Genomic DNA, 25,505 nt, shown 5'->3' on the forward strand with positions numbered 1-25,505 from the left:
TTTCAAGTTTAACAGATTATTTCCATGAAGTTAACAATCACAATGCTGTTAATTTTAGCCAGTTTTGCTGCCTTTGCGCAAAACTCCGCTTTAAAGTACAACAAAGTAAAGACAGTTAATCTGAACAAGGTCCAGGGGTATTTGGAGCACCTGCCCCCTGGTTACGCAAGCAATCCCACCAAAAAGTATCCGTTGCTTATTTTTTTACATGGTGCTGGTGAAAGAGGGTCCAGTCCTGCTGATATGCATAAAGTAGCTAAGATTGGTCCACCAAAGGAAGTTGAAAACAATGGAAGCCTTTGTTTTAATGTAAATGGCAAACAGGAGTGTTTCATTGTCATTTCTCCGCAATTGACCGGGAACGGGAACTGGACCGGTTATGCTCAAAGAGAATTCTGGGATTATATCCTTAACGGCCCTGAAAACTACAGATATGACCCAAACAGGATATATCTCACCGGGTTATCGCTGGGGGGTAATGGTGTATGGGAACGTGCCTATGATGATGAGAACGGACCTAATAAATTAGCCGCTATTGCCCCACTGTGCGCCTGGGGAAAGACCAGTAACGGGTGTACCGTAGCCAATAGGAAAATACCCGTATGGGCTTTTCATGGAACCAGTGATGATGTAATTAACTATAATTCAGGGTTGAACATGTTTAATTCTGTAAAAAACTGTGGCGCTACGGCTGAAACCAAATGGACCGCTATTCAGGGTGGTGAACACTGGATTTGGAATGATATATACAAACCTGACCACTCCAATTACAGCCAAAATGTATATGAGTGGATGCTGACCAAAACACTTAACAACTCAGGCGGTGGAGATGGCGGTAGCAATGACAATACACTTAATCAGTCGCCTGTTGTTGATGCCGGAGATGATATCAATGCAACACTCGAAGATGACCCTGTATACATTACAGCCGAGGCTTCCGACCCTGACGGCTCTGTGGCATCATTTCAATGGAAAAAAATTAGCGGGCCTTCGGCTACCTTATGGAATACTAACAGGTCAAAACTTACTGTTAAAGACCTGCAAATAGGACAATATACCTTTGAGGTAGTGGTAAAGGATAACGAAGGAAAATCAGCGTCAGATCGTGTATTGTTGAATGTAGCTGATGATAACAATACCACGACCACTCGAATAGTAAGTAAAACAACCGGCTATGGACAGAAATACCTGGAGTTTTTGCCTGATGGCTATGACCCTTCCAAAAGTTATCCGGTTATGGTATACCTGCATTCTGCAGCGGCAGAAGGAACTAACCTGGATCTGATCAAGCAGGAAGGCCCACTGTATTATATCAACCAGGGAAAAGACCTGTGCTCAAACAATGAGTGTTTTATAGTAGTTGCTCCGCAAATTGCTAAGGGAGCAGGCTTCTGGAAGGGCAAAATAGATCAGTTTTACAATTATGTGACCTCTAAATATTCCGTAGCGCCTGACAAGGTCTATCTGGCAGGGTTTGATGAAGGGGCTTCTGATGCGATTGCCCGTTTGCAAGACGATACGAACAATCCAAATCGCTGGGCAGGAGCTGCTGTGGTGAGTTACAGCGCCCCTTCTTCTCAGGCCTGCAATGTTGCAGGAACCGATGCCGCCCTCTACTTCTCACATGGGAAGTCAGATGCCACTAACGACTATAATGCTGCACAAAAATTTTATAACGATGTAGTGGGTTGCGGGGTATCATCTTCAAAATTCCTGTCATCTCCTGGCACACAGGCGCAAAGCTGGAAGGCGCTTTTTGACCCGGGTACTTCAGATGTTTACGCTTGGTTATTGGCACGGCCATTAGGCACTGGTGGCAATGACTCTAACACAGGCACATCTCCCGGAGGGATCACAAAGAAGACTTCTTCTGACGGCAGAGCATACCTGGAGTATTTACCTGCCGGATATAGCACGAGCAAAAAGTATCCAGTGATCCTTTATCTTCACTCAGGAGAGGCAGAAGGCACCAATACAGATCTTTTGAAGAGTGAGGGACCGCTTTATTTTGCTAACCAGGGACAGGCAATCAGTGCAAACGGACAAGGATTTATCGTTCTGAGCCCGCAAATAGCTAAAGGAGCAGGCTTCTGGAAGGGAAAAATAGACAGGTTCTATAATTTTATGATGAGCAAGTATTCTATCGATCCTAACCGCGTTTACATTGTAGGCTATGACGAAGGCGCTATCGATGCCTTGTTCAGAATTACCGACACCAGCAATAGCCCTAACCGATGGGCAGCGGCTGCAGTAGTGAGCTACAGTATGCCATACTCAGTAGCATGCCAGGTGGGAGGTAGCGGTCCGTCACTTTATATGGCCAATGGAAAGCTTGACGAAGTATATAGCTTTAGCAATGCGCAGACATTTTACAACAAAGTAGATAACTGTTCGTCTGCTACAACGAGATTCGTAACTGAGTCAGGAGGGCAGACACAAAGCTGGAAACGTACTTTCGACCCCGGGGTAACTACATTGTACTCCTGGCTGCTTAACCAGCAGTTGACCGGACAGACAGCTTCAGGAGCACGTACCACGGACGAGGCCATGACTATTGAAGATGACCTTAATGAGATGGGCAACCTGACCCAGGTTGAAAAGAACTTCAGAACAGACCAGTACCAGATCGCTTTGACATCAAGCAATGAGCCGGTTCAGATCACCCTGAACGCCATCGATGGCAGAGCTGTAAAAACGGTAACCAGTCAGGGAGACCTGCCGTTGGATGGTATTGAGAATGGAATTTACCTATACAGTGTTGTAGATCAGTCGGGAGCTCCGATACAGCGTGGTAGAATAGTGAAACACTAGTGGCTTTAGGAACAAAAGAGGGCCGTCTTCGAAAGGAGACGGCTTTTTTTGTTCAGTTTAAATCAATTTAACTTATCTTTCTCAACGTTTTAGCCGCAAAAGCCAGGCTGATCAACGTAAGTACCGAACCCAGAATAAAAGGAGCTCCCGGCAGGTACAACGAATACTTATTAGGATCAGTAAAGTAAGCAAAGATCCCTGTCATAAGAGGAGGTCCGACAATTGATGTGACACTGATCAAACTTGTTAGCCCGCCCTGTAGTTCCCCTTGCTCTGAAGACGGTACCTGACTCGACATAATTCCTTGCAGCGATGGCCCTGCTATTCCGCCAAGTGCATATACGGTTGTAAAAGCAAACATCATCCATCCCGTATTGGCAAAAGCGTACAACATGAATCCCACCGAATATAACAACAAGCCGATATAAACACCGTTGACCTGACCTATCTTGGGAATGATCTGCCGGATGAGCAGTCCTTGTACCAGGGCTATCATTAGTCCGACAAAGGCCAGAGAATATCCCACCCACTTTTCAGTCCAGCCAAATTTTTCCATAGTATAATAGGCCCAGGTACTTTGAGTGGCGTGTGCAGCAATGTAGACAAGCACCAGGGAGGAAACCAATCCTATTATCACAGGATATCTTTTCAACTGTGTCAAAGAACCAATGGGATTGGCACGCTTCCATTCGAATGGTCTTCTGTTTTCAGCTTTCAATGATTCTGGCAATACAAAATAACCATAAAGCCAATTTATAAGAGAGAAAGCCGCGGCTGCGAGAAAAGGAACTCTGGAACCATACTCTCCGAGAATTCCTCCTAAGAATGGTCCAATGATAAAGCCAAGACCAAATGCCGCTCCGATAATGCCAAAGTTTTGAGAGCGCTTCTCGGGAGGGCTTACATCTGCAATGTAAGCCGAAGCGGTAGTGAAGCTTGCGCCTGTTACTCCTGAGATGATCCTTCCTACGAATAACCACCCAATAGTAGGCGCCCATGCCATTAACAGATAGTCCAGCCCAAAGCCTAAGAGAGAAAAGAGCAATACAGGCCGCCTGCCAAACCGGTCACTCAGGCCCCCAAGCACAGGAGCAAATAAGAATTGCATAAATGCATATGCAAACATTAGCCATCCCCCATAGACCGAGGCATCACTTAAATCTCCGTTGATAAGCTCCTGAATGAGCGTTGGTATTACAGGAATGATGATGCCCAGGCCTGTAACATCAATGAGCAGTGTAATAAAAATGAAGTTAATGGCAGCTTTTTTATTTCTCATTTCCGGAAAATTTCGTCAAATGTAGTTCATATTCTTTAAACTTGAGGTATTGAAAAAGTCTGCTAATCAAAGGCAATAGGCACAAGCAATTGGCAATCAGGAGGGTCATAGCTGTAAATAGCATGCAAAGACAAATGGAGAAGTTCAATACACAATAATAGTCGGCAGTAGACAAAAGCAGTAGGCAAAGGAGGGGTCGTAAATCGTAAATCGTAATTCGTAAATACAGGCTCAATACTCAATACTAAACATATATGCATGAAAATTGATCTTCGAAGTGATACCGTAACAAAACCTACACCCCAGATGCTGGAGGCTATGTTCTCAGCAGAGGTGGGTGATGATGTTTTTGGCGAAGACCCGACCGTTTATCGCCTGGAAAGAAAATGTGCCGATCTGTTTCGTATGGAAGCTGCCGTTTTCTGTCCATCAGGCACCATGACCAATCAAATAGGTATTAATGTGCTTTCCAATCCTTATGAGGAAGTAATTTGCTATAAAGGCGCTCATATTTATAAATATGAAGGGGGTGGCGTAGCTGGAAATAGTGGTTTGTCTTTCAAGCTACTGGATGGCGACCGTGGACGGCTGGACCTGTCTGATATACTGGATAATATCAACCCTGATGATATTCATTATCCTAAGACCACTATTGTTGAGCTTGAAAATACCGTAAATAAAGGTGGGGGCAGCTACTATACCCTGGAGGAAATAGCTGAGATCTCCACTGCCTGCAGATCACGAGGCCTGAAAATGCACCTTGATGGCGCCCGGTTGTTTAATGCGTTGGTAGAGACAGGCGACAATGCAGCTAATTATGGTGAATATTTCGATACCATTTCCATCTGCTTGTCTAAAGGTTTGGGGGCTCCGGTAGGCTCAGTTTTAATTGGAAATAAAGATCGCATACAGCAGGCCAGACGAATGAGAAAAGTGTTTGGTGGAGGTATGCGACAAGCTGGATATCTCGCTGCCGCAGGTATCTATGCTTTAGATCACCATGTGAACCGGCTAAAAGAGGATCATGCCAGAGCAAGGGAAATAGGTCAGGTACTGGAGGAATTGTCATTTATTGAGAATGTACTTCCGGTAGACACCAACATTGTGATATTCGAATTGGTAAAAGGTATTGATGCGGATGCTTTTTTACAAAAACTGTCGGATCAACGTATTTATGCTGTGTGCTTCGGCCCAAGGGAGATCCGCCTGGTAACGCACCTGGATTTTACTGATCAGATGCTGGACCTTACCGTTTCAACAATGAAAAAACTGAAGGTCTAGACCCTTCGTTTGTGAACCATATAGTAAATGATGGCAGCCAGAATATTGGCAATTATCGCAAGGATCGTCCAGAGTATCTTTGAAGACTCATCCAATTTCTTATTAATTACCCAAACGTCATATATCACCCAAATACAACAGATAAGCCCTATCAAATATAGTAATCCACTCATGGTCACTTCAAATTTCCGGTTAGATGTCGTTAAAATTATCAAAAAGCCGGCAGGTATACAATCATTTTTGGCTTACCAGGTACACTCCGAACATAATTATCAGGGAATATACAACAGTGGACAAATGTAGCTGATCATCGCGGAAAGTGACAGCGATAAACGTAGCGAAGACCGGTTGCAAGTATATATAGCTGCCTACAACAGAAGAATTAACAAATTTCAAGGCCCACACATTTAGCAGGTAAGAAAGAAAGGTGGCTACCACAATAAAAATGATACTGAACCAAACAATAGGCGGTAATACAGACCATTCGACTTGTGCCAGTTGAGCTGACCCAAACGGCAACGTCATTATCCCTCCAAGCAAGAATATCCATTTTATGACAGTAATGGCCCTGTATTTTGCCATTAGAGGTTTAACAATTGCCAGATAGACGGCATAGGAAGCCCCATTGATCAATATGAGCAAATCTCCGATGAAAGTTTCATTGTTGATAGAAAACCCGCTCTTGCTCAGCAGTAGATAAGCTCCTGTTCCACCAACTAACACACCAATTACTTTTTTAATTGTAATACTTTCTTTTCCCAGCAAATAAGCTACGAGCATAACCATGATGGGAGAGGTAGTCATGATCACAGAGCCATTGATAGGATTGGTAAGGCTGAGGCCCTTAAAGAAAAGTGTTTGGTTTATGGCTACACCGAAGAGCGCACAGAGTAGCAATAAGCCAAAATCCCTTCTGGATTTTATCGGATCAGAGGCACTGGTTTTTCCGTATAGCCAAAATAGCAGCGTGACTGAGGATATTCGAAGTAAGATGAAGCCAAATGGCTCTATATATTCCGGCATAGCTACCTTTGCCACCGTATAGTTGGCGCCAAATAGTAGTGTGACAAAAAGAAGGATGCTATGGATTTTAATCTTACCAGGCACGCCCAAATCTAGCTCTTAATGAAATGAAAATTGTTACCTTTAATGGAATAAATAAAGAAGTATGTTTGACCTGAATTTACCTTTAGCGGAGCGCATGCGGCCAGCATCGCTTGATGAACTGATAGGACAGGAACACCTGGTAGGTAAAGACGCAATACTTAGAAAAACTATTAATTCGGGAGTAATCCCTTCGATGATATTGTGGGGACCGCCTGGCGTGGGGAAAACCACCATAGCCAATATTATCGCCAACCAGGTGAAGGCGCCTTTCTATACGCTTAGCGCTGTAAGTGCCGGTGTAAAAGATGTGCGGGAAGTAATAGACAAAGCAAAACGCCAGTCGAAGGCTATCTTATTTATTGATGAGATCCACAGGTTCAACAAATCACAGCAGGATGCTTTATTGGGTGCCGTAGAAAAGGGAACAATCACACTTATCGGTGCCACTACGGAAAATCCATCCTTCGAAGTGAACTCCGCACTTTTAAGCAGGTGCCAGGTGTATACCTTAAAATCCTTAAGTGAAGATGACTTGTTGAGGTTAGTTGATCACATACTGGCTAAGGATGAAAAGCTCAAGAAGAAAAAAGTGGTGCTTACGGAACATAAGGCGCTGCTGAATATATCCGGTGGTGACGCGCGAAAGCTACTTAACCTTGTTGATCTCGTATACGACTCTTTGGCGGGGGACGAAGAGGTTATCGAGGTTACCGATGAAAAAGTCATGAACATTGCCCAGCAGCGTGTGGCTATTTACGATAAGAGTGGCGAGCAACATTATGATATCATTTCCGCGTTCATAAAATCATTACGAGGCAGCGACCCTAACGCAGCCGTATACTATATGGCACGTATGATAGAAGGAGGAGAAGATGTGAAATTTATTGCCAGAAGAATGCTGATTTTAGCTTCCGAAGATATTGGTAATGCCAATCCCACCGCATTGGTTATTGCCAACAATACATTCCAGGCTGTTAATGTAATTGGTTATCCTGAGGCTGAAATAATACTGTCGCAGTGTGCTACTTATTTGGCTTGTTCGCCAAAAAGTAATGCCAGTTATATGGCTATTAGAAAAGCCAAGTCCCTGGTAAGGGAAACAGGAGATCTGCCCGTACCTATGTCCATCAGAAATGCTCCTACCAAGCTGATGAAGGATTCCGGCTACGGCAAAGGGTATAAATATGCCCATGACTTCTCCAATAACTTCGTCAGTATGGAATTTATGCCGGATAAGATCCGGGACTCGAAGCTCTACGATCCGGGTCAAAATGCCAGAGAGGAAGAGATGAGGAAGCGGCTGCGGGCGCTTTGGAAGGATAAGTATGGATATTGACGCATGGCGCTTAGCGCTTGGAGCAAAGCGAAAATGAGAACAGAGAACAGAGAACGATTCAAATTTGATGTTTCGAATTCAGTATCTCCAATACCTGATCCTTATAAAGCCGTCCGATGGGTAGTTCTTTACCGGGTACTTCTATGGCGGAGGCAGAATAGGTTTCGATTTTTTTCATCGAAACAATGAAAGAACGGTGAATACGAAGGAAACACTCCTCCGGAAGCTTCTCCTCCAGATAACTGATCTTCTGATGAGTGATTACGTCCTTTTCGGCTGTTTTCACCCTCACATAATCTTTTAAACTTTCGATGTAAAGAATGTCTTTTAGGTGTACTTTCACCATCTTCTTATCAGCTTTCAGATATATGTAGGCATCTTCAGAATTGATATTGGAAGAGTCAGATGCAGCGCCATTTTCATGCTGGTTGGAGACGCGGCTTACCGCCTTTAAAAAGCGCTCAAATGAAATAGGCTTAAGCAGGTAATCAACAACATCTAACTCAAAACCTTCCAGTGCATAGTCGCGGTATGCAGTGGTCAGTATTACTTTTGGAGGCTGTTTTAGTGTCTTTATCAGGTCGATACCTGTAAGTTTAGGCATCTGGATATCCAGAAAGATGAGATCGACAGGCTCCTTTTGCAATATTTCAAATGCTTTCAAAGCGTTACTGCACTTAGCCACCAGCTCCAGGTGATCCAGTCTGTTTACATAAGACTCGATGATCTCAATGGCAAGGGGCTCGTCATCTACTATCAGACATCTTATCTTCATCTTTTATTTTACGTTATTCGTTCAATTCCAGTTTCAGCACCACCAGGTATGATTCATCAGTATCTAATATTTTTAATTCATAGCTACCACCATACAGAAGCTCGAGCCTTCTTTTTACATTTTTAAGGCCTATGCCCTCCCTGTATTGCTTTTCATCATCAGTTTCATGGTTGCTCTTACTATTGTCTACTTTTAGTGTTAGCAAATTTCCTTTCACAGTCAGATCTATGCTTATCCAGGCTTTTTCGGTTTCGCTACTGGTTCCGTGTTTAAAGCTGTTCTCAACAAAAGGTAACACTAACATCGGAGCAATCACCTTTCCTGAAATATCTCCTTTTACTCTCATAGAAACATCTAACCTGTCACCATAGCGCAATTTTTCCAGCGCCACATAATTTTCAACCAATTTGATCTCTTTATCAAGCGGTGCCTGGTCGGTATTGCATTCATAGAGCATATAATTGAGCAGGTCTGACAGCTTCAAAACTACTTCAGGGGTGTTATCGGCTTTTTTTAGCGCCAGAGCATACAGATTATTCAGGGTATTAAACAGAAAATGAGGGTGTACCTGGGCGCGCAGAAATTTCAGCTCAGCTTCTAGCTTCTCCTTGGCCAGGTTCTGGGTAGCCTGCTGGTTGCGGTACCAGTGCTCGAAAAATTTGATCATTGTAGCCAATACCACCACAGGATAGATGTGGGTAGCAGACTTCAGCACTTTGGCAGGATGCCATACGCTACCCCAGTCATCATAACGATAGTAGATCGGTCGTTCTATGTAATAGGCGGTAAGCCAGTGAATCAGCCCGGCTATAAGCAGTACAATTGCTACCCAAAAGAAAAAAAGTATATACTTTTCCTTCAATAGGAAGCTGGGAAGCAGAATGTACAAGGTGATATAGGTTGCAAGTAATTTTTCAGGCAGGTATAACAATTGCAGCTCAAACTGGTGGAAGTAATCATCGTTGAAGCTGCCCCATAGTACAGCGAAAAAAGAAATAAATGCCAGCCAAAAAAGAATATGCTTACCTACCCGGGGAGTCCGCCTGTAATATGTTACCAGTTTTTCTTGCATTTGATGAATTGATACCCTAAAATTAGCTTAGATAACCATGTGAAAAATGTGCTGTCGTAGATATTTCGACAAACAACCTAAAGCTAGTGACAAACAAATAGCCACCAGCTACGTTCAAACGAAAAATCAGGAGTAGTTTTTGTTTGAAATTACTTAATTTGCACAGAGTCTTTAACCAATGTGATGCAGCGACCCGGGTTGATTTTTGAAAATTCTCCACTTTTTTTAATTCTATGCTTGTTGGCAGGTTTAATATATGGCTTTCTGCTTTATAGAAAAAGCGGGCCATGGGGACCAAGAGTTAATAAGTTGCTGTTTGTCCTTAGGGCGATAGCCGTTGCCGGAATAGCTGCGCTCCTGGTGTCTCCAATCTTGCGACAGATCAGAAATTATACTGAAGATCCTACATTGGTATTTGCCGTTGACAATTCACGGTCTGTAGCTGAAGTAGTAGATAGCATTGCTTTGAAGCAATTTAACGACAAGTTGCGTGGCCTGGCAGCGGACCTGCAAGGTGAGTATAACATTGAATACAGGGATTTTACCAGTGAGCCTCAGAATTCCGTTCCCGGTCGCATCGATTATGGTGCTCAAAGCTCAAACATACATGGCCTCCTTAATGATGTGCAGCGAGACTATGAAGGCAGAAATCTCGGAGGCGTGGTGCTGATCTCAGACGGTATTTACAATGAGGGGATGTCGCCAACTTTTTCGGATCATCATTTTAGAATACATGCAGTCGGAATCGGTGATACAGTGCCAAAATCTGACTTGTCGATCGTCTCTTTACTTTATAATAAAATATCTTACGAGGGCAATCGCTTTCCTCTGGTAGCCCAGTTGACACATGTTGGTTTTGCAGGAGAAACGGTGAATGTTTCAGTAGTAAGCGATGGTAATACAATAGCCAGACAACTACTGCAACTTGGAGCCGATAACCAGGTGTCTGATGTGAAATTTTTAATTGAAGCTAATAAAAATGGCTATCAGCGCTATCAGGTGCTGCTAGAGAGGAAGCAGGGCGAGTTCACTTATACCAATAATGTGCAGCAGGCATATGTAGAAGTGATAGAAGGAAAACAACAGATAGCATTGATCGCTCCGGCACCGCACCCAGATATAAAAGCTATTAGATCAGCTATTGAAAGCAACGCCAACTATAGCATCGATCAGTATATTCTGAGCATGGATAATGATCTGGGCAAACTATCAGGCTCCACAAATAAGTATGACCTGATAATATATCACCAGATACCTGATAATCGTGGTGCAGCCGATCGTTTTATTCAAAAGTTTCAGCAACAGAAAGTGCCCACCCTGACCATCCTTGGCCCTCAGACCAATGTACGGCAGTTTAACCAAACCAGCCAGGTGCTGGCTATTGATGCTGTACCCAATGAATATGATAAGGTGACAGCCGTTTTTAATCAGGATTTTACAAGCTTTAAATTGTCTGACGCTTTACAGCAGTCTTTGGATGATTTTCCCCCCATCAATACACCTTTCGGCAGGATCTCTATGAGAGGCAAAGCAGATGTATTGCTTTATCAAAAGGTGGGAAACATTGTAACTAGCAAGCCACTGATAGCAGTATCCACTAATGAAGACGTAAAAAACGGGGTAGTGCTGGGTGACGGTTTATGGAAATGGAAGCTAATGGATTACGCAGAAAACGGTAATAATGAAGCTTTCAATGAGCTGGTCGGTAAACTGGTGCAGTATCTGTCTTCCAAGGAAGATAAAAGAAAATTTAAGGCCTATCCGGTAAAAAATGAATTTTTGTCTAATGAGAAGATTGTTTTTGACACCGAAGTTTACAACGATCTGTATGAAAGAGTTTACGGCAATAAGATAGATCTTGCTATTACCAATGCGGAAGGGGAAACTACCAACTATAGTTTTGTTACAAACGAAAACAATACAAGATATACCATCAGTGGCATACCCGAAGGTGTCTATCAATATAATGCTTCAACATTATTGGGAGACCAGAGGGAGGCTGTAAAAGGCCAGTTTCTGGTGAAGGAGCTACAGTTGGAGACCATCAATCTGACCGCTGATTTTGATCTTTTAAGGAGGCTGGCCCATAGATCGGGAGGCGAGTTTGTGCTGTCCGGTCAAATAGACAGGCTACTTCAGGGGATTAAAGTTCAGAAAGCGCCTGGTATCATCCACACTCAGGAGAAATACCTGCCATTTATTCATCTAAAGTGGTTATTCTTTTTTTTGCTTGGTCTTCTTACCATTGAATGGTTCATTAGAAAGCACAGTGGCTCTTATTAATATAAAAATTTTACTGAATACTAGGTTTAAACGAATAATTCAACTAGGTTTATAGTTGATGAAAAAGTGTTATTCATTTTGTCTGGTATTAGTGCTGTTTTTAACAGCGTCCTGCACAGATCATGAAGAAGAGGCGGCCAGGTTATTTGCCCAGGGCGACTTTGAGAGCGCAGCTTATCACTTTGAGAAAGCGCTGCGGCTTGATCCTCATAATTGGCATCTGCTCTATAACCTGGCGCGTTGTAAGGAAGAGTTGGAACTCTACAGTGAAGGTATAGACCTATACTCAAAGAGCCTCTATCTGAACAAAAAGCTGCTGGAAGGCTTTTTAGGACGTGCACGCTGCTATTGGAAAAAGGAGGATCCCAAAAGTGCCATTATTGATTTTTCCAATGTATTGGAGTTGGATGAAGATCATTTTGAAGCACGATACGGCCGTGGCCGCTGTTATATGTTGACGGCCTCCTTTTATGAGGCCTTTGCCGATCTCAACAAGGCTATAAAGCTTCAACCGAAACATACCAACGCCTACTATCATCGATCTATCGTACGGGCCACCCTCCGTGATAATTATGGTGCTCTGCAAGATATGAACTACGTGATCAGAAATAAAAATGATTTTGCAAAAGCCTATTTCAACAGAGGCATTATTCACCAGCGGATGACCCGGTTTGAAGAAGCAAGAAACGACTTTAATCGCGCTATTGATCTTGAACTTCATACCGGTGATGTTTTTATCAGGAGAGGTATCTGTAACTATATGCTTGGAGCTAACAGCAAGGCCTGTGACGATTTTAAAACTGCAGCCAGCTATAGTCGAAAATATGCCGAGAAGGCTGCAGCGAAATATTGTTCAAAGGGATAATCAGCTCTCTCTATAGATTCTCACCGAAAGTTATAACATTTGATTGTTTTTGGTATATCTATCCCTAAATTTGACCTATGGGTTTTGATGAGAAAATTTTACTTGAGCGGATTAAGTCTGATAATATCTGGTGGGAGAACAATCAAATCCCCTTTTACGAAGATTTAAGCAAAAGAAGGTATTTTAACGGATTTTATGATTTAGTCTCTCAGGAATTTCCACATCGGGCAGTTGTATTAATGGGACCGAGAAGGATTGGAAAGACAGTAATGATGTATCAGGCAATTCAAGATTTAATACACGTAGGTGTTAAGTCGAGTAAGATATTTTATTTCAGCCTGGACACACCTATCTATACCAATATAGGGCTAGAAGAATTAATTTCGAAAGGTCTATCAGTTAATTCCATGAACTTCGAGGGGTGTTATATATTCTTTGATGAAATTCAATATTTAAAAGATTGGGAAGTACATTTAAAGTCACTTGTTGACAAATACCGCAAAACAAAATTCATAGCTAGTGGTAGTGCAGCAGCAGCATTAAGAATGAAAAGTATAGAAAGTGGGGCTGGTCGCTTTACAGACTACTTTCTGCCTCCACTAACTTTTGCTGAATATATCGACCTGAATAGGTATAACACCTCATTAAGCGAAATAGAAGTAAACTTTAAAGGGAGTCAAAAGTTCTATAATACCTCAGATATTGATTCATTTAATAAGCATTTTGTTGATTACATAAACTTTGGTGGATTTCCTGAAATTGCTTTAAATTCTGACAAGGTGAAAAATCCGGAAAGGATCATTCAGAAGGACATTACGGACAAGGTTATCATGAAAGATTTACCCGGACTCTTTGGAATTGAAAATACCTTAGAGTTGCAACAGTTTTTTAATGTGCTGTCTTACCGAACAGGAGAGATACTTGACTATAAAGGTGTATCGAGGGAGACCAACACTGATAATAAAACTATTAAGAAATATATAAAGTATCTTGAGGCTGCTTTTTTGATTAAGATACTACACCGGGTAGATGTAACTGCCAAGAGGTTCAAAAATATTACACAGTTCAAAGTTTATTTAACCAACCCCAGTTTATACACAGGGTTGTTTGGGAAAATAGCCGCAGATGATGAACGGTTTCCTCATTTAGTCGAAACAACTGTTTATGCTCAATATTTACATAGGGAACATGAGTTTTTAAGGTATGCAAATTGGAAAAAAGGGACCAATGAGGGAGAGGTGGATCTAATTCAAATTAGTGCTAATTTTCAAAAAGTTTATTGGGCTCTTGAAGTTAAATGGTCTGACAATCCCCGGCCCGGTAAGCTGGAGTATTTTATGAAGAAGAATAAGCTGGATAAGGGCATAATTACAAGCAAGACAAAATTTCAGGATCTCTCAAATTTACTAATTGTTCCCAACAGCATATATGCTTATGTCGTTGGCAAAAATGCTCTTGACCGATTGGATTCCGAAGTAGTTAATTAGTGTATCTAAGAAAACTCTAAGTGGCTTTAAGAAAGCGTTCCCGCCAAAGGGCGGGACGAAGTTCCAAAAGCGGAGCGTACTAAGGAGCGAGAGCATTTTTCGGACAAGCGTAACGCAGACATTGACGTTTTCTTAGAGACGCTAATTTAATTAAACTGCATCTCATGTCCTACGTTTACCGGTCAATAAAAAAGGCTGCCCCATATATCGAGACAGCCCTCTTAGCTTATTTTAAACAATCAATTATTCTTCTTTCTCCTCCTTCTTAGAGGCTTTTGGCTTTTTTGTTTTCAACTTCAGACTCTCACCTTTGCCATCATAGTCAGCCACTATGGTAACACCTTCCTCTATCTCGCCTCTCAGGATCTCTTCTGCTACGGGATCTTCAAGGTATTTCTGAATAGCTCTATTTAATGGCCGTGCACCATACTGAGGGTCGTAACCCTTTTCTGAAAGGAAGTCTTTGGCTTTTGTTGTAAGCTCTACATCGTAGCCAAGTGCTTTGATCCTTTGGAAAAGCTTGTTCAGCGTTAGGTCGATGATCTTATGGATATGTTCCCTTTGCAGAGAGTTAAACACAATCACATCATCAAGTCTGTTCAGGAACTCAGGACTGAAAGCTTTTTTCAACGCACTTTGTATGGTTGATTTCATTATTTCGTCCTCATTTCTTTGCTTGGAAGTAGGGGAGAAACCAATGCCTGCACCGAAATCTTTCAGATCTCTGACGCCTATATTAGATGTCATAATGATAATGGTATTTCTGAAGTCTACTCTTCTTCCGAGCCCATCAGTAAGGATACCATCATCCAGCACCTGAAGCAACAGGTTAAATACATCCGGGTGAGCCTTTTCAATCTCATCTAGCAGCACTACGCTGTAAGGCTTTCTCCTTACTTTTTCAGTAAGCTGACCACCTTCTTCGTAACCTACATATCCCGGAGGCGCTCCTACAAGTCGTGATACGGAGAATTTCTCCATGTATTCACTCATATCTATTCTGATCAGCGCATCGTCTTTATCAAAAAGATAGGTAGACAATACTTTTGCCAGCTCGGTTTTACCAACACCGGTAGGGCCGAGGAATATAAATGAGCCGATAGGCTTCTTAGGGTCTTTCAGACCCACTCTTGTTCTTTGTATAGCCTTGGTAAGCTTTATGATCGCTTCGTCCTGTCCTATCACCTTGTTGCTAAGCTCTTCATTCATACCTAGCAATTTGTTGCTCTCTTTCTGAGCAATACGCTTGGTAGGGATGCCGGTCATCATGGCGATAACGTCAGCCACATTGTCTTCATTAACCGTGTAGCGTTTGCTTCTTGTTTCTTCTTCCCAACGGTTTTTGGCTTGCTCAAGTTGTTCCAGCAGCTTTTTCTCCTTGTCTCTCAGTTGTGCAGCCTCTTCATACTTCTGGCTTTTTACTACCTGGTTTTTTTCTTCCTTTATATCTTCTATCGCTGCTTCCAGCTTTACTATCTCGTCAGGAACATGAATATTGTTGATATGAACTCTTGCACCGGCCTCGTCAAGCACGTCTATTGCCTTATCAGGCAGATACCGGTCACTGATGTATCTGTCAGAAAGCTTCACGCATGCTTGAATTGCCTCTGGGGTGTAATTTACATGGTGGTGCTCCTCATATTTTTCTTTGATATTATCTAAGATCTGAATCGTTTCTTCAGGAGTGGTAGCATCTACCATTACCATTTGGAACCTTCTTGCCAGAGCGCCATCTTTTTCGATATACTGTCTGTATTCGTCAAGTGTAGTGGCCCCGATGCATTGTATTTCACCTCTGGCTAGCGCTGGCTTGAACATATTTGAGGCATCCAGAGAGCCGGAAGCTCCACCCGCACCTACTATAGTGTGCAATTCATCAATGAATAATATAACCTCAGGAGATTTCTCCAGTTCGTTCATCACGGCCTTCATCCTTTCTTCGAACTGTCCCCGGTACTTGGTTCCTGCTACCAGCGAAGCAAGATCAAGTGTTACTACTCTCTTACCGAAAAGTACTCTTGACACTTTCTTCTGAACGATCCTCAAGGCCAGGCCTTCTGCAATGGCTGTTTTACCCACACCAGGCTCACCGATCAGGATGGGGTTATTTTTCTTCCTGCGGCTCAGGATCTGAGCTACACGCTCGATCTCTTTTTCACGACCCACAATAGGGTCCATCTTGTTTTCTTCCGCCAGCTTCGTCAGGTCACGGCCGAAATTATCCAAAACAGGAGTTCTCGATTTTTCTGTGCCTTTCTTTTCCTTTCCTCCTCCGGAGCTTCCGCCACCAAAGATTTTTGATGAATCTTCATCAGGATCATCAGTGTCAGATGAAGCCATGGGATTTTGTGTGTGATACTCCAACAACTCTTTCACCACATCATAGTTAACATCGAATTTCTCCAATATTTGTGTAGCTATGTTGTCTTCGTCTCTAAGGATAGACAGGAGCAGGTGCTCGGTTCCTATAAGTTGGCTCTTAAAGATCTTGGCCTCTAAGTATGTAATCTTAAGTACCTTTTCCGATTGACGTGTTAATGGTATGTTAGCCAGATTTTTTACATCGTGAGAGGCAGTACCTTTCGATACCTTTTCCACTGCACTTCTGAGTTCATCCAGTGAGATACCTAACTTTCTAAGCAGACCTACTGCCACACCTTCTCCTTCTCTGATCATTCCCAGTAGCAGGTGCTCAGTGCCTATATAGTCATGCCCAAGTCGTAACGCCTCTTCCCGGCTTAGGGATATTACTTCTTTAACTCTATTTGAAAATTTTGCTTCCATATTTGAGCAATTCTAGTGACTAGTGTAAATGTATGATTTCTTCAAAAATTTTACTACCATCTTAACCAGTATTTATGGCAGTATTTTTTATGTTGAGATTCATTATTCGTTTAACGAAATTTTGATTCTAAATGTTCACCGACTCCCTGAGCCGACTTGCAGCATTAGGACCTTCACAAAATAATAAATCAAGTATACTGAGGTTAGCCACAAAACCTTTGCCAAAAACCTGCTGATAGGGTAATGGCCGGTAGAAAGGATTTTGAGTATAGCTTTTTTTCGGATGTATGACTGACCTCAGGTCAATAATATGACTTTCAGGATGGTTATCAAACTTCTCGGTAAAAATTATATCGGGGTTAATTTGTAGCAGTTTAAGACATGTTGTCAGTAACCTGTAGTTGAAATCGAAAAGATACTTTTCCCGTTTTTGGAATTCACCCTCAAGATAGTCCGCGAAAAATTCGTAAAACGGAGCCCTACCATAAGCTGACATAATAGCACGCCAGTGTACATTCAGCCATTTCTGCTTATAGTCTATCTTTATATCTTTGACTTTGATTTTTTTATTACCACCTGTTACAGGTATTGAGAGGCGCTCCACTCCATTGGCACCGAGTATATGACACCGGTTGCGATAGGTCTGTTTGATAAAATGCTCCTCCCTCTCTATAAGTATTTGGTCATACTTTAAAATACAGGAAAAATACTCCAGGGAAGGGAGATAATGCAGGTCAAGCAAGGGGGTCTTCATCAGGCATATTCATAGATATCACCCAGGCCCTCGCGAAGCACAACAAATTGTTCCTGTGTGCAGTCTACCACCGTGGAAGGGATGTTACCTCCAAAGCCGCCATCGATCACAATATCCACCACGTGTTTAAACTCTTCAAAAATTATTTCCGGATCAGTGGTATACTCCACTATTTCATCCTTATTTCTTATAGATGTAGTCACAATAGGGTGACCCAGGGTCTTGACAATAGCACGAGGAATATTGTTGTCGGGAATTCTTATTCCCACCGTTTTTTTGTTGGTATCGAGTATTTTGGGAACATTGCTGTTTGACTCAAGAATAAAAGTGAAGGGCCCTGGCAGCGCTTTTTTCAAAACTTTAAAGGTGGGAGTATCAATCCGTTTCACATAGTGTGATATATCACTGAGATCATAGCAGACAAAAGAAAGGTTGAAATTTTTGGGTTTTATACCTTTGATCCTACAGACCCTGTCCACAGCCTTTTTATTGAAAAGATCACATCCTATACCGTAGATAGTATCGGTGGGGTAGATGATCACTCCTCCATCCCGAAGTACATTAACTATGTGTTCAATCTTATCTATTTCCGGGTTTTCCGGGTATAGTTTTATAAATTCTGCAGGCATTAGGTCGTATAATTTTGCTCGTGCAAAGGTATAAAAATAAATGTGTGGGAAGAGGGTTTGGATTTTGTTTTATTGGACGGCTTTTCTTGTGTTCTTAGATCACAATGTAACCAGGTGGAACTATTTTATTAAACTAATTATTACTTTTGTCGAAGTTTAACGAAGAACAGGGGTTGTGTTGACAGTAGAAGCAACCTCATTTTATTCTAACTAACAATGAAGGGAAGAAAGCTTTTTATTATTTTTTTACTGGTTTTTACTATTCTGTTATCTTCATTTTCATTCTACGCCTACCAGGTAGTTTACGCTCCTAATGTTTTGGTTGAAAAGGAAAGCAGAATATTGATTATTGATTCTGATGAAACTTTCAAATCTTTACAGAGTAAGCTTTATGAAGATGATTTTGTGCAGGATATAGTGGCTTTTAGTCTGCTGGCAAAAATTATGGATTATGATCAGTATATAAAACCGGGACGTTACAAGTTAAAGGCCAATATGTCTAACATAGATGCGATCAGAATGTTAAGGGCCGGGTTGCAGGAGCCTGTCAATCTCACTTTCAACAATATCAGGTTAAAAGACGAGATAGCTGAAAAGATCACAAAAAATATTGAGCTCACCCCTTATGAATTTAATCGGTCGCTCAATAAATTTATTGCTGATAATCAGGAGGGTTTTAACGAAAAAAATATAGTCAGTATGTTCATACCGAATACATATCATGTTTATTATGATATTTCAGGAGATGAACTGGTGGAAAGGATGCATTATGAATACCGGCAGTTTTGGAGCGAGGAAAGAAAAAGAAAAGCTGATAGCATTGGTCTTACTCCATTAGAAGTGTCTACACTTGCATCTATCGTGCAGGCAGAGAGTATCAAGCGTGATGAAGGTAAAAAAATAGCAGGTTTGTATATGAACAGGCTAAAAAAGGGAATAGCGCTACAGGCCGATCCTACCCTGGTCTTTGCCTCGGGTGATTTTACCATCAAGCGTGTATTGAATGTACATAAGGAAATAGACTCCCCCTATAATACCTACAAATACCCGGGTTTACCTCCGGGGCCGATCAACATGCCTTTTATCCATTCAATTGATGCAGTATTAAATTACGAAGACCATAACTATTTTTATATGTGTGCCAGAGAGGACTTTTCGGGCTATCATAACTTCGCCAGCACACTAAGCGAACACTTGAATAATGCTGCTCGTTATCAGAGGCAGCTTACAATAGAGCAAAGAAAAGCCAGAATGAATAATAAATAATGTTTCAGCACCAGACACAAATAAGAGTTCGATATGCCGAAACCGATCAAATGGGCTATGTGTATTACGGCAATTATGCTGCATACTATGAAGTAGCACGTGTAGAAAGCCTCAGAAGTCTCGGATTAAGCTATCGGCAGTTGGAAGAACAGGGAGTAATGATGCCGGTGCTCGAAAACAAGTCGAAGTATATAGCTCCGGCTACTTACGATGAGTTGCTGACTATTAAAACAACTATTCACAAGGCCCCTAAGGTGAGGATATTGTTTCATTATGAAATTTATAATGAATCGGATAAATTGATACATACGGGGGAGACTATGCTTGTTTTTATAAATATGAAAACCGGGCGTCCGTGTGGCCCTCCCGAGGCGATGGTCAACCTGTTACGTCCTTTTTTCGAATAAATGAAAAAGAGAATTACCAATTATATTGTAGAATCAGATTTTTATCAAAAGCTGATAGCCTTTCTCAAGAAGGTAAAGTTCAGGCGATATGATGATCTTAGCCTTTATGAGATCATTATGGTGTTCATCGGTAAGGTTACTAAAGATGAGATCATCGAGCGGGCCAATGGCGTGGCTTTTAATTTTACACTGGCCATATTTCCGGCTATTATCTTTTTGTTTACGCTTACCCCCTACATTCATCAGGTGGTGCCTGATGTGAGCAAAGACAGTATTTTGCAGTTCATTGGTGAGATGCTGCCTCAGAATATGTATGAAACAGTTTTTACTACCGTTGAGGATATTGTAGGCAACACCCGTGGAGGGCTTTTGACATTTGGTGCGTTATTTTCCCTATACCTGGCCACCAATGGTATGATGTCGTTGATGAAGGCTTTCAATGCCTGCTATAAAACGATTGAAAAGCGAGGGTTTCTAAAAATGCGCCTGGTGGCCACTGCGCTTACAGTCATGCTGGCATTTGCACTGATCCTGGCCAGTATTTTGCTGGTAATTGGCAACTTCTTTATTGAGATCATATATAGTTTCGAATGGTTGGATATAGAAGCATACCAGATCTATATATTTTTCCTGTTACGTTTTATAGTTCTCTTTATAGTCTTCTTTATCGCCATATCTTTTATTTATTATTTTGGTCCGGCTGTGCACTACAATTGGCGATTCTTCTCGATAGGCTCACTAATAGCCACGTTGCTATGCATGGCGGTTACCTATGGGTTTTCCTTCTATGTATCTAATTTTGCGACCTATAATAAACTCTATGGCTCATTGGGGGTGTTAATTGCTTTAATGATCTGGCAGGAGATCCTGTCGATTGTACTGTTGGTGGGTTACGAGGTTAATGCCAGTGTGCATCATGCTTTCCGAATTTCCGGTATTGATTATAGCAAGCTCTCTGCTGCTAAAAAATAATTCCTTTCTTTTTCGTATACTGTAGCTGTTTTTAACAATTGCTATAGTATGAAAATACCTGATCTAAAAGAGACACTTGGCCTTACTTTAAAAACCATTGCCAGATTTCCATTGGCCACGGCCTGTGGCATTGCTGGTATGCTGGCTTTATGTTATCTTGTTGGCATACCTTATCATGAAGAGGCGCTGAAGCCGCAACTTGTAAGATTAGTTTTAGTTTCAATACTTGGTATCTCTTTTTTTACGGCACTACAGCTATTTAGTGAGGGCCTTCATGCCATGTGGGCTCGATATGCGGCGCACGCTGCAGGGCTGAGTTTGCTGGTTTTCTATTATTTTGCTCTGCCGGATGCAATCTCCGAAGTGCAGATCATCCGATATGTTTTGTTCCTTATCACTGCTCATCTGCTCGTTTCTTTTGCTCCGCACATTCTACACTTTGAAAAGGAAGGCTTTTGGTCGTATAATAAGCAGTTGTTCTTACAGATCTTGATAGCTTTTTTCTATGCTCTGGTTCTTTATGGTGGTCTGGCGTTAGCCATTGCCGCTGTTCAAAATCTTTTTGATGTAGATGTGCATGAGCGGATATATGCGAGGCTATTCTTTGTTGTGATGGGTATTTTTTCTATGCTCTACTTTTTAGGAGGCATTCCCCGCAGGGAGGAGACTTATCAGGCGGATCATTCATATCCAACGGGGCTTTCTGTCTTTGCTCAATACATTTTGATACCGCTAGTTGGCATTTATAATATCATTTTGTACCTGTATACCATTAAGATCATCATCGCGTGGGACTGGCCCCGGGGTTGGATAGCCTACCTTTTTGTGAGCTACGCAGTTTTAGGAATACTGTCCTATCTTTTGATTCATCCATTGGCTACATCAGGACCAAAAGCCTGGATACGGCTTTTCTCCAAATGGTTTTTTATATCCCTGGTGCCCTTGGTGGGAGTACTCTTTCTTGCGGTGTACAGGAGAGTGTCGGAATACGGAATTACAGAAAACCGGTATTATTTATATCTGCTTGATTTTTGGCTTCTCGGAATAGCACTTTACTTTCTATTTTCAAAAACCAGAAACATCAAACTAATACCGATTACCCTGGCCGTTATTATATTATTGTCATCATTTGGTCCCTGGGGTGCTTTTTCACTCTCTGTTAACAATCAGGTGAGCCGCTTTGAGAAGGTTATGGAAAGTAAAGTAAAAGGGTCTGATGAGCTTACTTTCCAGGATAAAAAAGCTTTGTCATCTATCCTGACCTATCTGGAGAGGCGTGAGCAACTTGATGAGGTGGGCCGGTATTTTACGTATGACATCGATTCGCTTCTGGCTCAAAAGCACGCAAACATACCCGCTATATTGCTGAACGAGTATAACATCAACTATATCTCTGAATGGCAGACTAACGAGTCAGGTGTCAGAAACTTTTTATCCTTTAGTTCGAGAAGGGAATATTATGCAAGCATTAAGGAGTTTGATGAGTTTGTCAGGTATCAGAGCTATTATCAGCAGGAGCATACAATGGGTACACTAACAGTAAATTGGGATAAAGACAAAAGTGTGCTTAGTATAAAGGATTCCGCTGGTTGGGGTGCTGCCATTGATTTTGATTCTTTGATCAACAAACTGGTGAAGCTTCAGACTGAAAATGTTCATGACATGGATCCGAAGGAATTGTCATTGAAGGGAAGCACGGATCAGATGGAGTACCTTTTGCATATTCAATCGCTGACGCTTGAGCGTGCGGGGGAGCAATATGATATCCGTTCTATGGAGTTTGACCTGTTTTTTAATAAAAAGCGACAAAAAATATAAAAGACTTATTTGTCAAAAATAAAATATAATATACATTTGCAGTCCCATTCGGGAAATCGTTTGATTTCAAAGCTCAGAAAGGAGTGCTCCGAAGGGATTAAAACACAGAGGAGTGGCAGAGTGGTCGAATGCGGCGGTCTTGAAAACCGTTGTACCGCAAGGTACCGGGGGTTCGAATCCCTCCTCCTCTGCAAGGAAAGCCTGAGTTAATCACCTCAGGCTTTTTTGTTTTCTACAAAAAACACTTAATAGGAAAGGGATGAGAACCGAAGGGCAGGCCTGGGTTCGAAATGTAGCGTAGCGGAATTCACGAGGGGTTGTGCGGCACGCTCGTGGGTACGAGTAATCCCTCCTCCTCTTTATTTCGTCAACCATTTTTTACCTTTCTATAAAACAGGTAATAGTGAAAAGATGTGAGTAAGGTGGAATGAAAGCACTATTACCATCAAAGACAGCACGCAGATTCCTGGCTGCTTCCCATCTTTCAAACACATTCCACAATCGTAAGAATTTGAATTCTGTCGCAAATTTATCGGGAAGGGAATATTTCCGGCAAAAACGTGGCGAGAGAACGGCCCTCCCCGAAAATCCTCACCCAATTCCGTTCTTTTTTGCCGGAAATCCCCCTTCCCTGAGCCGGTGGCCCCATAATTCAAATTCTTACGATTATGGAAAATTCAAAGAACAAAAAATGGGAAGTAGCAGAAATTCAGCTCGTGTACAAGTCAAAGGTTAAGCCCTCCGAAAGACCATCTGTTAGCAGCTCTCAAACGGCTTACGAAGTATTTATCGAAGATTGGGATTCAGATAAAATCGGATTCGTTGAGGAATTTAAGGTTATGCTGCTCAACAGGGGCCACAGAGTCTTAGGTATATATAATTTGTCATGTGGAGGTACTACTAGAACTATTGTTGATCCTAAGTTATTATTTGCAGCAGCAATAAAGAGCAATGCCTCAAATATAATAGTTGCGCATAACCATCCGAGTGGATCACGCAGGCCAAGTCAACCTGATATAAATATTACAAAGGTATTAAAGGAAATAGGTAAACTTCTGGAAATACCTTTGCTTGATCACCTGATTGTAACTACTGAAGGATTTTTTTCCTTTAGTGATGAGGGGCTGTTATAGCTCCTTTTTTGCTCCAATAGCAAAGCTTTCAATAAAGTAACGACTTTCACCGCGTAAACGGCATATTTATTCACATGTTTCCAATAGTGATTATCCGAGTGGCTAGAAATTCTTAATATTAAAGTCTATCTTAAGGTATTGATTTACAATTACCGATGAATAATTACCTAAAACTACTTCTTTATTTAAAACAATTTGAAGGGGATGGCAAAATGCACCCTATAGAACATCTTTTTCCGGGTCTTACTCTAAAGGAAAAAAAAGCCATCTTTAATGAACTAGTTGTTGAACGGCTTATTGCTATGGAAGGACGTGAAACAAAATACGATTCTTTCATAATGGAGGCAAATCTTGTTACAGGTAAAACTAAATGGACGGAAAGTCCACTCAACGAACTAAATCAAAGAGTAAAGGAGGACGAATTTCGAGCCAAAATAACATTTAGGGGTTCTAAATATTTAAAGGAGGAATTACAAATGCAGAATGAAGACAAGTATAGCATTAATGTATCGGGGACAAGTACGAACAATACATTTGTTATCGAATCAAGAGATGTGACAATCAATAACAGAAATAATGCATCATACAAGTTGGATGAAATTATTGAAATTCTTAAAAAGGATGATACAATTAATGAAGAAGAAAGGACATCGATAGTAGGTGATTTTGTTCAAGCAAAACAGGCAATAAATCAAACCGGTAAATTACCAGAACGCTTGATGAAATCAATTTTAGAATATGGATCGCAATTTAGCTCCATAGGGAATTTTATTTTTAGCCTGTTCCAATCTTAGCTGCTATGGCCAAACCCAAAATAGTTTATGATCCTGATGGAAGTGTGGTTTTAGATAATATTGAATGGACATGGGAATCTTTGAAGCATGTGTGCCATTCTGACTTTGTTTTTGAAGGGAAGCCGCGAGGATTTATTTGCCGGAAGTATAAACTGCCACGGGATATACTCAATGAATGGATAGAAAGTGAAAATTGGGAATACGATAGAAAATCACATTGGCAACGCCCCTATAGCTATAGAATTGATTCTGCCCTAAATAATCTAATGATAAACATTTCGCATTTGGTTGAGATTCAGGAAGAAGTCAATGATATTGAATTTGATGAGAAAAATATTCTAAGTAGGATCAAAATCGATATTCAAGCCAAAGAGAATGACCAATGGAAAATTTATAAAACTCTTATTCTTGAAAAGTATGCTGTTCTGATTGAGGGAATTGGAGAGTATATTGGTTCCGAAAAAATAAAAATTCTCGATGATACTGAAGAAATAAAGTATAAGGCCCAGGTCTCACCAGGAGAGATACTAATTCGTTATCTTAAAGAAAAGGGGAAAATCAAAAATCCCCAAAATTGATTCTGGAAAGTCACATTTTTTTTTGATTTTTTTGAGATCATTAAGCAAAGCTGTTATTCACATCTTTGAACGGG

Annotated in this window: 21 protein-coding genes and 1 tRNA gene; 14 read left to right on the plus strand and 8 right to left on the minus strand. The window is 41.4% G+C overall.

What is annotated here, in order from left to right:
* Positions 1 to 24 precede the first annotated feature (24 nt).
* Positions 25 to 2,811: a carboxylesterase family protein gene (locus C900_RS28580; protein ID WP_051052867.1), complete on the plus strand. Its 2,787-nt coding sequence runs from the start codon at positions 25 to 27 to the stop codon at positions 2,809 to 2,811.
* 67 nt (positions 2,812 to 2,878) lie between these two features.
* On the opposite strand, the gene C900_RS16715 is transcribed toward C900_RS28580, so the two are convergent.
* Positions 2,879 to 4,090, minus strand: coding sequence for a TCR/Tet family MFS transporter (locus tag C900_RS16715; RefSeq protein ID WP_009581265.1), 1,212 nt, complete (start codon positions 4,088 to 4,090; stop codon positions 2,879 to 2,881).
* Between the two features lie 258 nt (positions 4,091 to 4,348).
* Here C900_RS16715 and C900_RS16720 point away from each other — a divergent pair, with 258 nt between their 5' ends.
* Positions 4,349 to 5,371 carry a threonine aldolase family protein gene (locus tag C900_RS16720; protein WP_009581266.1) on the plus strand — a complete coding sequence of 341 codons (1,023 nt, stop codon included), beginning with the start codon at positions 4,349 to 4,351 and terminating at the stop codon, positions 5,369 to 5,371.
* On the opposite strand, the gene C900_RS29970 is transcribed toward C900_RS16720, so the two are convergent.
* A complete protein-coding gene (locus C900_RS29970; protein ID WP_157494060.1) occupies positions 5,368 to 5,544 on the minus strand; it encodes a hypothetical protein in 177 nt (58 codons plus the stop codon). The genes C900_RS16720 and C900_RS29970 overlap by 4 nt on opposite strands.
* A gap of 61 nt (positions 5,545 to 5,605) precedes the next feature.
* On the minus strand, positions 5,606 to 6,478 hold the full coding sequence (locus C900_RS16725; RefSeq protein ID WP_245558449.1) for a DMT family transporter: 873 nt from the start codon (positions 6,476 to 6,478) through the stop codon (positions 5,606 to 5,608).
* Between the two features lie 61 nt (positions 6,479 to 6,539).
* On the opposite strand from C900_RS16725, the gene C900_RS16730 reads away from it, so the two are divergent.
* The gene (locus C900_RS16730; protein WP_009581269.1) at positions 6,540 to 7,814 is read left to right on the plus strand and encodes a replication-associated recombination protein A; all 1,275 of its coding nucleotides are present in this window, start codon (positions 6,540 to 6,542) and stop codon (positions 7,812 to 7,814) included.
* 58 nt (positions 7,815 to 7,872) lie between these two features.
* On the opposite strand, the gene C900_RS16735 is transcribed toward C900_RS16730, so the two are convergent.
* Positions 7,873 to 8,589, minus strand: a complete 717-nt coding sequence (locus tag C900_RS16735; protein WP_009581270.1) for a LytR/AlgR family response regulator transcription factor — start codon at positions 8,587 to 8,589, stop codon at positions 7,873 to 7,875.
* 13 nt (positions 8,590 to 8,602) lie between these two features.
* A complete protein-coding gene (locus C900_RS16740) occupies positions 8,603 to 9,661 on the minus strand; it encodes a sensor histidine kinase (protein WP_009581271.1) in 1,059 nt (352 codons plus the stop codon).
* A 240-nt stretch (positions 9,662 to 9,901) separates the two neighbouring features.
* Here C900_RS16740 and C900_RS16745 point away from each other — a divergent pair, with 240 nt between their 5' ends.
* The 3 genes from C900_RS16745 (at position 9,902) to C900_RS16755 (ending at position 14,296) form a co-directional block, all read left to right on the plus strand.
* Positions 9,902 to 11,944, plus strand: a complete 2,043-nt coding sequence (locus C900_RS16745; RefSeq protein ID WP_157494061.1) for a VWA domain-containing protein — start codon at positions 9,902 to 9,904, stop codon at positions 11,942 to 11,944.
* Positions 11,945 to 12,002: 58 nt separating this feature from the next.
* Complete coding sequence (locus C900_RS16750; protein WP_009581273.1) at positions 12,003 to 12,809, plus strand: tetratricopeptide repeat protein; 807 nt, start codon at positions 12,003 to 12,005, stop codon at positions 12,807 to 12,809.
* Positions 12,810 to 12,886: 77 nt separating this feature from the next.
* Complete coding sequence (locus C900_RS16755) at positions 12,887 to 14,296, plus strand: ATP-binding protein (protein WP_009581274.1); 1,410 nt, start codon at positions 12,887 to 12,889, stop codon at positions 14,294 to 14,296.
* Between the two features lie 243 nt (positions 14,297 to 14,539).
* On the opposite strand, the gene C900_RS16760 is transcribed toward C900_RS16755, so the two are convergent.
* The 3 genes from C900_RS16760 to C900_RS16770 all read right to left on the minus strand — a co-directional run bounded on the left by C900_RS16760 (position 14,540) and on the right by C900_RS16770 (position 18,463).
* Entirely contained in the window at positions 14,540 to 17,080 is a 2,541-nt protein-coding gene (locus tag C900_RS16760) for an ATP-dependent Clp protease ATP-binding subunit (RefSeq protein ID WP_009581275.1), read from the minus strand.
* Positions 17,081 to 17,207: 127 nt separating this feature from the next.
* Positions 17,208 to 17,834 (minus strand): WbqC family protein, encoded by a 627-nt coding sequence (locus tag C900_RS16765; protein ID WP_009581276.1) that lies wholly within the window; start codon positions 17,832 to 17,834, stop codon positions 17,208 to 17,210.
* The gene (locus C900_RS16770) at positions 17,834 to 18,463 is read right to left on the minus strand and encodes an L-threonylcarbamoyladenylate synthase (protein ID WP_009581277.1); all 630 of its coding nucleotides are present in this window, start codon (positions 18,461 to 18,463) and stop codon (positions 17,834 to 17,836) included. Before C900_RS16770 ends, C900_RS16765 begins: the two co-directional genes overlap by 1 nt.
* Positions 18,464 to 18,679: 216 nt before the next feature.
* On the opposite strand from C900_RS16770, the gene mltG reads away from it, so the two are divergent.
* The 8 genes from mltG to C900_RS16810 all read left to right on the plus strand — a co-directional run bounded on the left by mltG (position 18,680) and on the right by C900_RS16810 (position 25,431).
* Positions 18,680 to 19,729, plus strand: coding sequence for an endolytic transglycosylase MltG (gene mltG / locus C900_RS16775; RefSeq protein WP_009581278.1), 1,050 nt, complete (start codon positions 18,680 to 18,682; stop codon positions 19,727 to 19,729).
* The gene (locus C900_RS16780; protein WP_009581279.1) at positions 19,729 to 20,136 is read left to right on the plus strand and encodes an acyl-CoA thioesterase; all 408 of its coding nucleotides are present in this window, start codon (positions 19,729 to 19,731) and stop codon (positions 20,134 to 20,136) included. The genes mltG and C900_RS16780 overlap by 1 nt, the downstream gene beginning before the upstream one ends.
* A complete protein-coding gene (locus C900_RS16785; RefSeq protein ID WP_009581280.1) occupies positions 20,137 to 21,108 on the plus strand; it encodes a YihY/virulence factor BrkB family protein in 972 nt (323 codons plus the stop codon).
* Positions 21,109 to 21,156: 48 nt separating this feature from the next.
* Positions 21,157 to 22,926, plus strand: a complete 1,770-nt coding sequence (locus C900_RS16790; protein ID WP_009581281.1) for a DUF4153 domain-containing protein — start codon at positions 21,157 to 21,159, stop codon at positions 22,924 to 22,926.
* A gap of 106 nt (positions 22,927 to 23,032) precedes the next feature.
* Positions 23,033 to 23,117 (plus strand) — tRNA-Ser (locus tag C900_RS16795).
* A 477-nt stretch (positions 23,118 to 23,594) separates the two neighbouring features.
* Positions 23,595 to 24,059, plus strand: coding sequence for a JAB domain-containing protein (locus C900_RS16800; protein WP_009581282.1), 465 nt, complete (start codon positions 23,595 to 23,597; stop codon positions 24,057 to 24,059).
* A 155-nt stretch (positions 24,060 to 24,214) separates the two neighbouring features.
* Positions 24,215 to 24,853 (plus strand): hypothetical protein, encoded by a 639-nt coding sequence (locus C900_RS16805; protein WP_009581283.1) that lies wholly within the window; start codon positions 24,215 to 24,217, stop codon positions 24,851 to 24,853.
* 5 nt (positions 24,854 to 24,858) lie between these two features.
* Entirely contained in the window at positions 24,859 to 25,431 is a 573-nt protein-coding gene (locus C900_RS16810) for a hypothetical protein (RefSeq protein ID WP_009581284.1), read from the plus strand.
* The last annotated feature ends 74 nt before the right edge of the window (positions 25,432 to 25,505 follow it).

Source organism: Fulvivirga imtechensis AK7 (genome assembly GCF_000331535.1).
Lineage (GTDB): Bacteria > Bacteroidota > Bacteroidia > Cytophagales > Cyclobacteriaceae > Fulvivirga > Fulvivirga imtechensis.